This window comes from Nonomuraea sp. NPDC003709, assembly GCF_040610775.1.
Taxonomy (GTDB): Bacteria; Actinomycetota; Actinomycetes; order Streptosporangiales; family Streptosporangiaceae; genus Nonomuraea; species Nonomuraea angiospora_A.
Map to the genome: position 1 here is coordinate 286,074 of NZ_JBEXMW010000011.1, position 13,974 is coordinate 300,047.

Sequence of the window (13,974 nt, forward strand, 5' to 3'; positions counted from 1 at the left end):
CTAGGAGGAGGTGGTGGAGATGCTCCAGCCGCCGTCGACCTTGAGGCAGGCGCCGGTGATGAAGGAGGCCTCGGCCGAGGCGAGGAAGGCGACCGCGGCGGCCACCTCTTCGGGGCGGCCGAACCGGCCCGCGGGGGTCTCGGTGATCGTCGCGGCCCGGCCCTGCTCACCGATGCCGTCCCAGGCCGCAGTCATGATCGGCCCGGGGACGACGACGTTGACCCGCACGTCGGGGGCGTACTCGACGGCGAGCTGGACGGCCAGTGACTGCAGGCCGCCCTTGGCCGCGGCGTAGGGGCCGCAGCCGGGGATGCCGGTCCGAGCGTGTACGGAGGAGGTGATGACGATCGCGCCCCGGTTCTCGGCCAGGAGGGGGCAGAAGACGTGGGCGGCCAGGTAGGCGGCCTTGAGCGAGACCGCGATCTGCCGGTCCCAGTCGTCCTCGGGCAGCTCGTGGACGGGGGCCGACGGCACCACCCGGCCGGGGCCGTTGACGTGCAGGACGTCCAGGCGGCCGTACCGTTCGGCGACGAGGTCGCGGGCGGCGGCCCAGGCGGCCGCGGAGGCGACGTCGCCGTGCAGGTAGTGGCCGCCGATCTCGGCGGCGAGCTCGGCCCCCGCGTCGTCGGCCACGTCCATGACGACGACGGAGGCGCCCCGCTGGGCCAGCAGCCGGGCGGTCGCCGCGCCGATCCCCGACGCGGCGGCGGTGACCAGGGCGACCTTCCCTGCGAAACGGATCATCGTGCGGCTCCCGTGAACAGTGCGTTGGCCTCTTCCTGGAGGGCGCGGTCCTGCCACATCGGGTGATGGGGCGCGGCGTTGGAGCACACCACCGTGCCCCACGCGCCGACCCTGGCGGCGTGGGCGACGGCCTCCAGGCAGATCGCGCGGCCGACCGGACCTTCCTCGAAGGTCCCGTGGAGAGGGGTGTACCCGACCCAGCCCTCGCCGAGCACGAGCGGCACCTCCGCCTGGGCGGCCCAGTCGGCGGCGGCGTCGATCCAGATGCGCAGCCGTTCGGACATGCCGTAGCGGTAGGTCGAGTAGCGGTCGTACAACCACCGGTCGAACCGGACAGGGTCGCACCAGTCGTGGACGTAGACCTCCCGGGCGGGCACCACCGTCGCCGCGCGCCGCCACTCCTGGTCGGGGCCCCACTCCTCCAGCGGCGGGGCGTCCGGCCGCAGCAGCTCCCGGTAGGCCCGCTCCTGCGGGAACGGCCGCGCGGCGTCCCGCAGGGCGAAGGTGTCGATCAGCTCGTCGAGCACGCCGTAGACATAGGGGTGGAACACCCCGACGTCGGCGTTGCGCGGCAGGCCGCGCATCTCGCCGACCGGCACCCGGGCGTAGTTGGCGGTGACCGGCTCGGGGCGGCGGGCCTTGAAGGCGTCGATCGCCGCCTCCAGGTAGGGCCGCAGCCCGAGCACCTTCGGCTGATCCGGCTCGACCACCTCGTTGAGCCAGGTCGACTGGATCTCGTTGTGCAGCTCGACGAACGCGATCCGGTCGGCCAGGCCGTGCGCGTCGAGGAAGTCCACCAGGTCGGCCAGCGCCGTGGCCAGCGCCGACGCCCGGTCGGCGGGCGGTACGGCACGCAGCGCCTCGTACCAGGAGGGATCGTCCAGGAAGACCGAGCTCTGCTGGAACTCCCAGCTGGAGACGATCACGTGGCAGTCGTGCCGCCGGGCCGCCTCGAACAGGGCCAGCAGGTGGCGGCGCCCGTCGAGCGTGGTGCGCTCGCGGACGTCGTACCAGCGGGTGCGCCCGCCGTAGCCGCCGAAGGGGCCGAAGGTCAGCGCCGTGGTGTCCAGGCCGGAGCCGAACAGCAGGTACGGCATCGCGCAGATCCGCACCGTGTTGTACCCGCGCGCCACGGCCTCGGCGAAGGCCGCGTCCAGGTCGGCGAACGGCTCGCCGGGCCCGGTGCGCGTGTACCAGGTGAAGTCCCAGAGGGTGATGGTCAGGTGGGAAGGGGTCACAGGGATCTCCTAGGACTTGACGGCCCCCGCCGTCAGTCCGTCGAGCAGCTGCTTGCGCAGCAGCAGGAACATGATCAGGCTCGGGATGGCCGCCAGGACCGAGCCGGCGAGCACCATGTCGACCTGGCGGCTCTCGGCGCCGTAGAGCGCCTGGATGCCGAGGGGCAGGGTGTACTGGGCCGGGTCGGAGACCACGATGAGCGGCCAGAAGAAGCTGTTGTAGCTGTTCAGGAAGCTCCACACGGCCAGCGCGCCGAGCGCCGGGCGCAGCAGCGGGAGCACGATCCGCAGGAACAGGCCGAATTCGGAGGCACCGTCGAGGCGGCCGGACTCCAGGATCGAGTCGGGCACCGACTGCTCGACGTACTGCCGCATCATGAAGATGCCGAACGCCGGGGCCAGCCAGGGCACGATCAGGGTGAAGTAGACGTTCGTGACCCCGGCCTTGATCAGCATGATGAACAGCGGCACCACGATCACCGCGAACGGCACCGCCAATGAGCTGAACATGACGTTGAACAGGAGCTTCTTGCCCGGGAAGCGGTACTTCGCGAAGGCGAACCCGGCCAGCGCGCAGACGAACACCGACACCGCCGTGGAGACCACCGCGACAACCGTGCTGGTCAGGAACCAGCCCCAGAACGGCTGGGTCTCCAGCAGCCGGGTGTAGTTCTCCCAGGTGAACGGGATCGGCAGCGGCTGCGGCGGATAAGCGAAGATGTCGCCGCGCGGCTTGAACGACGAGCTCAGCGCCCACAGCAGCGGCACCGCGAACAGCACCACCAGCATGGCCAGGAAGACGTAGACCAGGCCGCGGCGGGAGCGCGGGACGGCCTTCATCGCTCCCTCCCCACGCCGTACACCGCGTTGGCGGCCCGCCCGAGCACGAAGACGAGCAGGAACATGACCACCCCGGCCGCCGCGGCGTAGCCGAGCTGCTGGCGGGTGAACGCCTCGCGGTAGATGAACATCGCCACCGACAGCGTCGCCTCGCCGGGGCCGCCCTTGGTGAGCAGCATGGGTTCCTCCAGGATCTGCGCCGTGCCGACCAGCACCGTCACCGCGACGAACGCGGTGACCGGCTTGAGCATCGGCACGGTGACGCTGAAGAAGGTGCGCACCCGTCCGGCGCCGTCGATCTCGGCGGCCTCGTAGAAGTCGCGCGGGATGTTCTTCAGCCCGGCCAGGAAGAAGATCGTCAGGTAGCCGGTCCAGCGCCACAGGACCAGCAGCATCACGCTGACCCTGGCCCAGCTCGGCTCGCCCAGCCAGTCGATGCCGCCCCAGCCGAAGAACCCGCGCAGGGCGGCGTTGAGCAGGCCGTACTCGCGGTCGTAGAGCAGGGTGAAGACCAGCGCGATGATGATCGGCGACAGCACCACTGGCATGAAGAACGTCAGCCGGAAGAAGTCCCGGCCCTTCAGCCCCCGGGTGTTGAGCGCCTGGGCGACCAGCAGCGCGGCCGGGACGACCACGCCCACCGAGAAGGCCACGTAGATCACGGTGTTGCCCACGGCGGTGCGGAAGCTGCCGTCCGACAGCAGCCGCTCGTAGTTGGCCGGCCCGACCCACTGGGGTGTGCCGAGGCCCGCCCACTCGGTGAGGCTGAGGTAGCCGCCGATCCCGATCGGCACGACCAGGAACAGGCCGTACAGGACGTAGAACGGCAGGACGAAGACGTAGGGTGCGGCGCCGGGCCCCCGGAGGCGGGCGGTGAGCGGCCGCCGGGGCACACCGACCTCGGTCACGCTCATCCGCCGTTCTTCTTGTACGCGGCCGCCGCCTCCTTGATCGTCTGGGCGGCGGGTTTCTTGCCCTGAAGGGTCTCCAGCATCGGCCCGCCCAGTGCCTCGATCAGCGTGTTGAGCTTCTCGTTCTGGTAGAAGGTCGGGCTGTCGGCGGCGGCGGGGGTGTAGACGTCGAACACGCGCTGGCCGAGGTAGGCGTCCTCGGTGCTCAGCAGCTTCTGGTCCTCGTAGAGCGACTTGAGGGTGGGCAGGAAGCCGCCCATCTGGAAGCGGAGGAGCTGGCCCTCGGGGGTGAGGTAGGTCTGCTTCAGCAGCTCCAGCGCGGCGGCGGTGCCCGGCTTGTCCTTGAGGACGGCGAAGCCGGTGCCGCCCATGGCCGAGGCGATGTGGCCGCCGCCCGCGAACTTCGGCAGGTTGCGGATCTTCCACTTGCCCTTCTGCTCGGGCACGTTCGCCTGGAGGCCGTAGACGTTGTACCAGTTGGGCATGACGGTCGCGATGAGCTTGCCGTTCTTCAGCGCCGCGGTGTTCGGGGCGCCGTACGGGTCGGGCAACGCGATCAGGAAGCCGCTCCGCACGCCCTTGGCCATGAACTCCAGCACCTCGACGGCCTCGGGCGAGTCGAGGACGAGGTTGCCGCCCTCGTCGTAGTAGCCGCCGCCCCGCTGGAGCAGGAGCTGGAGGAACTGGTTGGTGATGGAGGTGTTGTCGCCGGTGGAGACCATGCCGAGCGACTGGCCGGTCTTCTCGTGCAGCTTCGCGCCGACCTCGGCGAGCTCCTCCCAGGTGGCGATGTCCGCGGGGATCTTGTTCTTCTTCCACTCGTCCTCGCGGTAGTACAGGACGCTGAGGCAGGTGTCGGACTCCAGCGCGTACAGGGTGCCGTCGATCGAGTAGGGGGCGGTGCGCAGCAGGTCGTCCTTGACCGGCGCGGCCAGGTCGTCCAGCGGGGCGAAGAGCTGCTTGCCGATGCCGCCGGACATGACGCGCGGGAAGACGCTGATCACGATGCCGATCATGTCGGGCGTCCCCCGGCCCGCCGCACCGGTCGAGATCATGCGGGTCACCAGCGCCTCGCTGTCGGCGTTGGTGAACTTCATCGTGTAGTCGTACCGGCCGCCCGGGGCCTCCGTGAGGCGCTTGGCCTGCTCGGTGAAGGTCTTCACGTAGCCCGGGTCGTGCGTCCACAGGTTGAGCTCGACCTTGCCCGACGACACGGGCGCCGAGCCGCCGCCGCTCTCACCGCCGCAGGCGGCCAGCACGCCCGCCGCCAGCAGGCCGCCACCGACCGCTCCGCTCCGACGTAGGAACACGCGACGCGATACGTCGGTCATCTGGAACTCCTTCGAGGATGGGGGATTCGCCTCAGGGGGCGTGTCGAGCAGCATGCTCGGCGGCCGGCGCCGGTGTCAATGAATCAGTACTACTATTTTCTGCATTGATACGATTTTTAGAGGTGCAGGGTGACGCGGCCCACCCGCACGACCTCCGCGGAGGCGACGGCGATGCCGTCGGGAACGTTCCGTACGGCCGGGTCCACCCACACGCCGGTGTCGCGACGCCACGGCAGCAGTTCGAGCCGCACCCCCTGTCCGGCGACGTCGTCACGCCACGGCGTGAGGTCGATGTCCCAGGTGCGCCCGTGCCAGAAGTGGTCGCTGACGAACCGGTCGCCCACGTAAGCGCGGCCGGCGTCGCCGGTCCAGGTCACCCGCAACAGCACGCGGTCGACGCCGTCGAGCACGTCACGCGGCACGTCCAGGCGCACGTGCGCCGCGCCGGAGTAGTCGGCCGGCGCGCTGAGCCGGTCCATCGGCCCGCCGCGCACCGGGTCGGGGGGTGCGGGGGCGTTCGGGTGCAGGCCGGCGGCGACCGTTCGTGCCCCTGCGCCGGAGACGTTCACCGACCAGGTGCGCCACAGCCCCTCTCCACGTGGGCCGTCGAGCTCGCCGCCGTCGGCCGTCAGCCGGGCGGGCGCGGGCAGCAGGGCCACGGTGCACCGCTCGGCCTCCGACTGGATCACCAGGGCGCCGTCGAGGGCGTACACCGGCGCGTCGGACAGCACCAGCCGCTCGCGGCCCGCGACCTCCAGCCGGTACAGGCGGTTCGCGCTCGCCTCGTCGAGGACGAGGACGCGCGCGCCGGGCAGGTCGACGACGCACTCCGTCCCGGGCTCGGCGACGTCCACCACCGTCGTGCCGCCGACGGACCGAGCCCCCTCGACCCGGACATCGCCGTCGAGGACGAGCTCCACCGGCACGCCGTCGGTGGCGCACAGGACGACCAGGTCGCCGTCCTCGTCGGTGATCCGGGTGACGAGCTGCGCGGTGGCGCTGCGCAAGACGAGCCCCGGGGCGAGCGGGTAACGCAGCGGCCACACCAGGGACACCCCGGCGGGAAGGTCGAGCGGCCTGGTCGGAACGGTGACGTCGGCGTCCTCGAACGACACCGTGACCTGGACGTCCTTCTGCGCGTCGAGCGGCCGCTTGGGCGGCTGGTACGTGGTCAGGAAGAGGTAGCCGCTGTGCCCGTCCGAACGGACGGCCCATCGCAGCTCGCCCGGGTCGTCGCCGCCGCCGCCGACGGCGACGCTCATCGGCGCGAGCCGGGCGCCTTCTCCGGCCAGCCAGAGGTGCAGGCGGCGCAGCAGGTGGTGGTGCGGGCGGATCTGGCCGTGCTCCCCGATCGGGGCGTAGAAGTCGTAGCTCAGGGTCGGCACGTCGTTGGGGTAGCCCGTGGCGTGGGACTCCTGCTCGGTGCCGTGCGGTCCGACCCGCTGGGTGCCGCCGGCGTACATGTAGTAGCCCTGCCAGATCGACCCGCTCCCGATCTTGGCCAGGGCGAGCGCGGCGACGTCCTGAGCCGTGACCAGGGGGCGCCGGTGGTAGGCGACGTGCATGCCGCCCCCGATCTCGCAGGTGGCGAAGGGGGTCGCGGCGTCGTCCTTGAGCGGGACCGCGTTGGGGTCGAGCACGATGCCATCGAGCGCCTCGCGCAGGTCCGCGCCCACCGTCAGATCGTCGCGGACCTCGCTGTAGCGGAAATGGTGGGCCGCGAACCGGGGCCACTCCGTCCGGGAGTCCTCCCAGAATCCGTCGGAGTAGGCGCTGTAGAGCGGGAGCAGCGTCTCGGGCACCAGGGCACCGCCCCAGCCCGTCGCGGTCCACAGGGGCACCCGCAGTCCCAGGTCCTCGGCGATGCGTCTGAGCATGGCGAGATGCTGCGGCTGGTCGTACAGCTCGTTGTCCATCTGGGCGCCCACCACGGGCCCGCCCTCGGCGTGGGTGAGGCCGGCCAACTGGCTTATCGTCCGGGCGTAGAGCGCGCGGACCAGCTCCAGGTAGGCGGGGTCGTTGGTGCGGGTCTTGAGCCCGCGTTCGACGATCCAGTCCGGGAATCCGCCGCGGCGCGCCTCGCCGTGTGCCCACGGGCCCATGCGGACGACGACGTCCAGGCCGTGGCGTGCGGCGAGCTCGATGAACGCCCGCAGATCGAGGTTGCCGTCCCACCGGAACCGGCCGGGCTCGGGCTCGTGCGCCTGCCAGAGCACGTACGTCGCCACCGTGTCCAGTCCGCCGGCGCGCGCGTGCCCGAGGACCTCGTTCCACCGCTCGCGCGGGATGCGGGAGTAGTGGATCTCCCCGGTCACCGGGAACCAGGGCTTGCCGCCGCGTTCGAGCCACCGGCTCGTGACCTCGATCCGGTCCGACGTCCTCGTGTCGTCCCCCAGCGGGAGGTGTCCCCGGCGGGGCGGGGGCTGCGGGGAGACGCGCACGGTGCGGGCCTTGCTGTTCATTGTTCTCCTTCGAGAGGGGCGTGGGCGATCGTATGGCCGGTTGACCCGATGAGCCGATGGGCGTTTCACTGCCTCATATGGACGAAACGACGCTGCCTGAGGGGTTCGCCGGCGGACGGATGCTGGTCGTCCCCCGGCCCACGGTGCGCAGGGCGCTCGGCCGGCCCGTGACGAACCGGCTCCTTGTCACCGATACCGGGATCTTTCTCCGCGCCGCACGGCATGGAGCGGCCCGGCCCGGCGGCGCCGGACAGCACATCCTGCTGGTCTGCACCGACGGTTCGGGATGGGTCGAGACAGGCGATGGACGTTTCGCCGTTCAGCGGGGCGACGCGGTCCTCCTGCCCGCCGGAATGGCCCACGAGTACGGGGCCTCGGACACCGACCCCTGGACCCTGTGGTGGTTCCACGCCGTGGGCGCCGACGCCGCCGACCTCGTCAGCGCCGGGCTGGTGGCAGCCGGTGGGATCGTCACGCATCTCCGGGATCCCGCGCCCGTCGCCAGTCTCATCTCCCAGGTGATCGACGGTCTCGACGCCGGGACCACGGGCGGCCTCGTACGGGCCGCCGGCGCGGCGTGGAACGCGCTCGCCCAGGTCGTCGCCACCGGCCGCCGTCCCCTCGGAACCTCGCTCAGCCCGGTCGAACGCGCCGTCGAGCACCTGCGCGCGACCACGCCCCAGCGCACCTCCGTGGACTCGCTGGCGGCGATGGTCGGGCTGAGCACGTCCCAGCTCGGCGCGCTCTTCCGGGAGCAGCTCGGGGTCTCTCCGCTGAAGTACCAGACGCAGCTCCGCATGGCGCGCGCACGGGAGCTGCTGGACCACTCCGGCCTCGCGGTCAAGGCCGTCGCCCGCGAGGCCGGGTACGACGACGCCCTGTACTTCTCCCGGAAGTTCGCGAGCGTCCACGGGCTCGCGCCTACCGCGTACCGGAACCGCCCGCGCTGAGCCCGCGCCGCTCCGCGTCGTGCGGTCTACGACCATATCTTCAACAAGCATACTTTTGTATTGAAAAATATTATTAATCCGTTGACACTCCTGAAACACGGGAGCCACACTGGGCCCTCACCCCCCGTTCCGAAGGAGCGCTGATGCCCATGGCCAGTTGGAGTGTTCGCGCAGGCCTGGCGGCCGGACTGGTCCTCAGCCTGCTCGGGCCCGTGGCGCCGGCCGTCGCCCAGGCGGCGCCCTCCCCCGAGATCCGCAACTCCGGCTTCGAGACCCCTCCCACCGGGCCGGCCGAGTTACCGGGCTGGCGCGCGGCGGGCACCCGCGGCGCGGCGACGATCGCCGGGCCCGCCCGGACCGGCGCGTTCGCGTTGCAGCACAACGGCACGCGGGCGTACACGGTCACCACCACCCAGACCGTGCGCGTGCCCGACGGGCACTACACCCTCACCGCCTACGCCCAGAGCGGCGGCGGGCAGCGCGCCGATTACCTGTTCGCCGAGCCGGCCGGTGGACGCCAGGCCCGCACCGCGGTGCCGGTGTCGTCCGCCTGGACGGTCGTCACCGTCCGCGGCGTCGAGGTCCGGCACGGCAGGCTCACCATCGGCCTGCGCACCGAGGCTCCCCAGGGCGGCTGGACCCGGCTCGACGACGTGCGACTGACCGCCGGAGCGCCGTACGACTTCCTCGCCGGCGGCGACATCACGATGCTCAACTGGGTGGAGGACAGCGGCGGCCGGTACTACGACGAGCGCGGCCGCCGCGAGGACCCGCTGAAGATCATGGCGGAGAACGGGACGGACATCGTCCGCCTGCGCCTCTACAACGACACCGGCCCCGATCACCCGCGGGTCGGGTATCCCGGCCACTATCTACCCGAGGGCTACCAGGACGAGGAGGACATCCTCGACCTCGCCCGGCGCGCCACGCGGTACGGGATGCGGATCCAGCTGACGTTCCACTACAGCGACTACTGGACGAACGGCGAGATCCAGGACATCCCCAAGGACTGGCGCGACGTCACGGACCTGCCCCGCGACCAGGCCGTCGACAAGCTGGAGAGCCACGTCTACAACTACACCAGGTACTTCCTCCAGCGCATGGCCGCCCAGGGGACGCCACCGGCCTTCGTCTCGCTCGGCAACGAGATGCAGGGCGGGCTGCTCTTCCCCTACGGCTACTCCTACACCGCCGACGGGGCGCCGGCGCTGGCCCGGTTCCTCAAGGCGGGCTACCGCGCCACCAAGGAGGTGTCGCCGGACACGCAGGTCATCATCCACATCACCGATGCCGGCGACTACGACGAGTACCGCTGGTTCTTCGGCCTGCTCAACCGGCTCGGCGTCCCGTACGACCTCATCGGCTCGTCCTACTACCCGTTCTGGACCCGCCGCGACATCCCCACCGTCGTCCAGTTCTTCGACACCATCAGCCGGGAGTTCAACAAGAAGATCATGGTGATGGAGACCGGCGTCAACTGGAACCCGGTCACCCACGAAGGCCTCGAAGGACAACTCCACGACAACGGTCCCGTGCCCTACGGGGAGACTCTCGCCGGGCAACGCGACTTCCTTTATGAGCTGTTCGCCGCGCTCAAGAGCGTGCCCGACGGCGCCGTGATCGGCGATCTCTACTGGGACCCGGTCATGATCCCGGCGCCCGGGGTCGGCTGGGAGGTCGGCGAGCCGAACTTCGTCAGCAACACGACCCTGTTCGACTTCACCGGCAGGGCGCTGCCCGCGCTGGACGCGTACCGCCACAACGTCGACGGCGGACGCTGACCGATCCGGGTGGGGCACGACCTCCCAGGTCCGCCCCACCCGGCATCAGCCGCTGACCGAACGGGGGCGGCCGGGCATGGCCCGCCCGACGTGGCCCGCCCGACGTGGCCCGCCCGACGTGGCCCGCCCGACGTGGCCCGCCCGACGTGGCCCGCCCGACGTCAGCCGGTGACCGGCAGGGCCAGTCCGGCCGCGCCGGCGACGGAGCACACGGCCTCAGAACCGGCCCGCGCCAGCAGGTCCAGTCCCAGCCTGGCGCGGCGGACCCGCTCGATCGACAGCGCCACCGACGTGGACTCCAGGTGGCTGCCCGACGGGTAGATGTCCGGGGCATTGCGCAGGCCGAACTTCGCATACACCGGCGCCGCCAGCTCCACCAGCCGGGGCAGCTCGTAGTGTCGGACGAAACCGCCCAGGTTGTCCGGCGACTCGACATAGATGTCCAGCGGCTGGGTGACCGCACCGCGGATGGCGCGGATCTGCGCGAGTGTCAGGTCGGTCGGCAGATTGAGCGTGTCCGCCCCGAGCCAGGCGATCACCTTGGCGGTGGCCGGGTTCGCGATCGGGAGCATCACCGAAATCTTGGCCTGCATCTCCGCGGGCAGCTCCCCGCTGTCACGCAGCCGGCCGAACACCGAGAGCACACCCACGTCGGCGATCAGAACGCTGCGCACGCCCAGCTCAGCGGCCCGGCGGATCTCGTCCACCACCGCGACCAGCTGGTCCTGCCCGCGCACCGCCGGCGCCAGGCCACCCCCGGCGGGCGCGCGGCTCATCGCGGAGGTGTCCCAGCCGGCACACGGCCGGGCGAACAACGACAGCTCCACCCCGGCGTCGGCGGCCATGCCGACCATGTCGGTGATCTCGCCGTCCGTGAGCAGGCCCACCCCGCTGCCCTGCGAGACCCGGGTGACCGGGACGTCCAGCCGTTGTGCCTCGCGCAGCACGGCGGCGAGGCTGGCCGGCCCCTCCACGCTGGGGATCTCGACGCGGTATTGGGCCCCGTCGGGGAACCGGCCGGGAGACGGCGGAGGCGTGGACCCGTCGTCAGCGGGCAGCCCAAGACGAACGAGCAGCTCATTGGTGGTGGACATCGCGCTCCCAGTCCCGTATTGTTCGAAATCTCGAACAAGGTTCGGTATATCGACATGCGGAGGCTAACGATTCCGGCTCGCGGTCGTCAATGCCGGCCGATGGACATGCCGCTCCCCCCGACCAGCAGGAGACAGCGATGGCCCGGACGGTTCCGGCGGTCAACCGCGCGCTCGACATCCTCGAGCTGTTCCTCGCCGAGGACGCGCTGGCCGCCTCCGACATCACCGCCCGGCTCGACCTCCCCCGGACCACCGTCCACGAGCTGGTCAACACCCTGGTCGACCGCGGCTACCTGGTCGCCGAGCCGAGCGCACCGATCCGGTACCAGCTGGGCATGAGGCTCTTCGAGCTCGGCGGGCTCTTCGCCGACCGCCTCGACCTGGCCAGACAGGCGCAGGCGGCGGCCACCGAGGTGGCCGCCGCCTGCGACGAGAGCGTGCACGTGGCGATACTGGACGGAGCCGAGGTGGTGTACATCGCCAAGGTGGACAGCACCCATTCGGTACGGATGGTCTCCGCGGTCGGCCGCCGGCTCCCGGCGCACTGCACCGCGGTCGGAAAGATGCTGCTGTCCGCCCTGGCCCCGGACGCACTCGATACGCGTTACCCGCCCGACCGGCCCCTCCAGTCGATGACCCCGAACAGCATCACCACGCCCGCCGGGCTCCGCACACAACTGGCGGAGATCCGGCAGGCAGGCGTGGCCTACGACAACTGCGAGTCCAACGAAGCGGTCGCCTGCGTCGCCATCGGTGTGCTCGATCACTCTGACCGCATGGTGGCCGCGATGAGCGTCTCGGTGCCCACCGTCCGCTGGACCGACGAGCGCCGAGACCAGTGGACCGACCTCATCCGCACCGGCGCCGCCACACTCTCCCACCGCCTCGGCCACCACGACGGCCCGCACGCCCGCCAACGCTCATGATCGTGGGTGACAGCCGGCCGCTCAAAGCGCCCCGCTGTTCCTTCAGCTCAACTACCGGTTCCACGCGGTCCCTGCGAGGATCTCGAAGATCAGTTCCGAGCGAGCGAAGGGATCATGCGTGGACACTGGAAAGCCGCCGACCGCCGGCCTACGCGCGCACTACCGGCGACTCCGCTCCAGCCACCCCTGGCTGGACGTGGCCATGTGCTGGACAGTGGTGGTGCCGGACAGCGGGGAAGCATTCACCCTGGACGAGATCGCCGTCCGGCTCGGCGGGACCACGCCGTACCGGCTTCATGAGTCGGCCCCATTCAGCGCCGTCGTTCCTCCCACCGGGGACGCCTATCCCCTGCTCGTCGATTGGTGCGGTCCCGCTGCCGTTCTCTTCGAGTCCGACTACCTCGGAGCAAGCCCCGCCGTACTGCAGCGGCTCAGTCAGGGAGCCCGGGTCTACAGCGCCTGGTGGAACGTCAACAGCCACAATCGGCTGAGCTTCGCCGCCGGAGGCGAGATCATGCTGATGATCGACGCGTTCTTCCCCGGACGTCCGGAAGACTACCCCGGCATCGGCCAATGGCCTGAGCTGCAGGCGATGACGGACTTCTTCGTCGAGTTCGACGAACGTGACGAGGACTACGACTGGAGCGCCGCCTGGCTCGCGGTCATCGACCAGACCACAGGAGCCAGGCTGACCAGCGAGTGGCTGGAACAGGCACACCCGTACGTAACGGTCCACATGCCCGACGCAGCGCGCTGACCCCCGGATGCCCGGCTGGACGCACCTTGGGATCGCCCGCCGGCGCCAGGACACCGGCCGCACCCTGCGGGCGACCGGCTGGCGTGGGTGCGTAATGGTGCGTGGCGTTCGCAGCCAGAGGTCGATCGTGGCGTTGGCGACCCATGCCTCGCCGCCTCCGTTGACGCCGGTGCGCAGGGATTGCCGTACGGGCTCGTCTCAGGCCGTCCGACGTCTCATGAGGAGATCCGCGGGAATGCGTGCCGGCCGGCACAAGGTCTGCCCATGCTGGTCGAACAGGTCGTCGCGGGCGGCGAAATAGCCCAGATCGGCCAGGACGTGACCTGACAGATCACATGTGGAGCAGGTGCCGCCGTCCCAGTCCACGGCAGTGCGCGCGATCGCGTCGAAGAGTGTTTCGCCACCTGTGTTGGCGAATCGGCCTCCCGCTCGCAGCGCGCCCAGATCGCCATAGAGTTCGGAAACGGCCACCCACTGCCCCTCGAGGAGGAATTCCGGCCAGGCGAGCACCACCTGCCTGGGGATCAACGGACGCAACCGCGGGAATCGAGGATGCCAGAAGCGCCCATCGAGCAGCAGTCCTCTGACTCGGGTGGCGATGCCGTGGCCGCGTGCCACGGCCTCCAGCAGCGCCAGTCGCTGACTGCACGAGCCGCGTCCCAGACCCAGGGTCGTGGAGACAGGCTGCCTTTCGTTCAGGGCGTATACCGGGCGCACGCGGGCTGCGATGAGTTGGTGGGCCGTGATCAGGAATGCTCGGTCCGTGCACGCATCGACGTCCCGGACCTCGGCCGCGAACCCCAGCACCCGAGGATGCCTCCAGTCGAGGATGGGCGTGGCCGCCACGCTTCCCGCCGCCGCTTTACGTGGGGAAACGGCCGTACCACGGCCGCGTCGCAAGAGCACCGGTTTCACGCGTTGATCATATCTTCGGCCCCCG

The 13,974-nt window shown here is 70.6% G+C and carries 12 protein-coding genes; 4 read left to right on the forward strand and 8 right to left on the reverse strand.

Translation table 11 applies throughout. The features are described 5' to 3' along the window. The 6 genes from ABZX61_RS32015 to ABZX61_RS32040 all read right to left on the reverse strand — a co-directional run bounded on the left by ABZX61_RS32015 (window position 1) and on the right by ABZX61_RS32040 (window position 7,526). Window positions 1-744 (reverse strand): SDR family oxidoreductase, encoded by a 744-nt coding sequence (locus tag ABZX61_RS32015; RefSeq protein ID WP_355199856.1) that lies wholly within the window; start codon window positions 742-744, stop codon window positions 1-3. After that, window positions 741-1,982: a cellulase-like family protein gene (locus tag ABZX61_RS32020; RefSeq protein WP_355199857.1), complete on the reverse strand. Its 1,242-nt coding sequence runs from the start codon at window positions 1,980-1,982 to the stop codon at window positions 741-743. Before ABZX61_RS32020 ends, ABZX61_RS32015 begins: the two co-directional genes overlap by 4 nt. Before the next feature lie 9 nt (window positions 1,983-1,991). Further along, window positions 1,992-2,822, reverse strand: coding sequence for a carbohydrate ABC transporter permease (locus tag ABZX61_RS32025; protein ID WP_355199858.1), 831 nt, complete (start codon window positions 2,820-2,822; stop codon window positions 1,992-1,994). After that, a complete protein-coding gene (locus ABZX61_RS32030) occupies window positions 2,819-3,736 on the reverse strand; it encodes a sugar ABC transporter permease (RefSeq protein ID WP_355199859.1) in 918 nt (305 codons plus the stop codon). Before ABZX61_RS32030 ends, ABZX61_RS32025 begins: the two co-directional genes overlap by 4 nt. Continuing rightward, window positions 3,733-5,064 (reverse strand): ABC transporter substrate-binding protein, encoded by a 1,332-nt coding sequence (locus tag ABZX61_RS32035; RefSeq protein WP_355199860.1) that lies wholly within the window; start codon window positions 5,062-5,064, stop codon window positions 3,733-3,735. Before ABZX61_RS32035 ends, ABZX61_RS32030 begins: the two co-directional genes overlap by 4 nt. Window positions 5,065-5,180: 116 nt before the next feature. Beyond that, window positions 5,181-7,526 (reverse strand): beta-galactosidase, encoded by a 2,346-nt coding sequence (locus ABZX61_RS32040; protein ID WP_355199861.1) that lies wholly within the window; start codon window positions 7,524-7,526, stop codon window positions 5,181-5,183. Window positions 7,527-7,603: 77 nt separating this feature from the next. Here ABZX61_RS32040 and ABZX61_RS32045 point away from each other — a divergent pair, with 77 nt between their 5' ends. Continuing rightward, complete coding sequence (locus tag ABZX61_RS32045) at window positions 7,604-8,476, forward strand: helix-turn-helix domain-containing protein (RefSeq protein WP_355199862.1); 873 nt, start codon at window positions 7,604-7,606, stop codon at window positions 8,474-8,476. Between the two features lie 143 nt (window positions 8,477-8,619). Further along, entirely contained in the window at window positions 8,620-10,257 is a 1,638-nt protein-coding gene (locus tag ABZX61_RS32050) for a glycosyl hydrolase 53 family protein (RefSeq protein ID WP_355199863.1), read from the forward strand. Between the two features lie 161 nt (window positions 10,258-10,418). Here ABZX61_RS32050 and ABZX61_RS32055 read toward each other — a convergent pair whose 3' ends face one another. Then, window positions 10,419-11,351, reverse strand: coding sequence for a U32 family peptidase (locus ABZX61_RS32055; RefSeq protein WP_355199864.1), 933 nt, complete (start codon window positions 11,349-11,351; stop codon window positions 10,419-10,421). Window positions 11,352-11,488: 137 nt separating this feature from the next. Between ABZX61_RS32055 and ABZX61_RS32060 the strand changes: the two genes are divergently transcribed. Beyond that, window positions 11,489-12,277 carry an IclR family transcriptional regulator gene (locus ABZX61_RS32060; RefSeq protein WP_355199865.1) on the forward strand — a complete coding sequence of 263 codons (789 nt, stop codon included), beginning with the start codon at window positions 11,489-11,491 and terminating at the stop codon, window positions 12,275-12,277. 118 nt (window positions 12,278-12,395) lie between these two features. After that, window positions 12,396-13,034: a DUF6461 domain-containing protein gene (locus ABZX61_RS32065; RefSeq protein ID WP_355199866.1), complete on the forward strand. Its 639-nt coding sequence runs from the start codon at window positions 12,396-12,398 to the stop codon at window positions 13,032-13,034. A gap of 198 nt (window positions 13,035-13,232) precedes the next feature. On the opposite strand, the gene ABZX61_RS32070 is transcribed toward ABZX61_RS32065, so the two are convergent. Beyond that, on the reverse strand, window positions 13,233-13,949 hold the full coding sequence (locus ABZX61_RS32070; protein WP_355199867.1) for a transglutaminase domain-containing protein: 717 nt from the start codon (window positions 13,947-13,949) through the stop codon (window positions 13,233-13,235). Window positions 13,950-13,974: the final 25 nt, after the last annotated feature.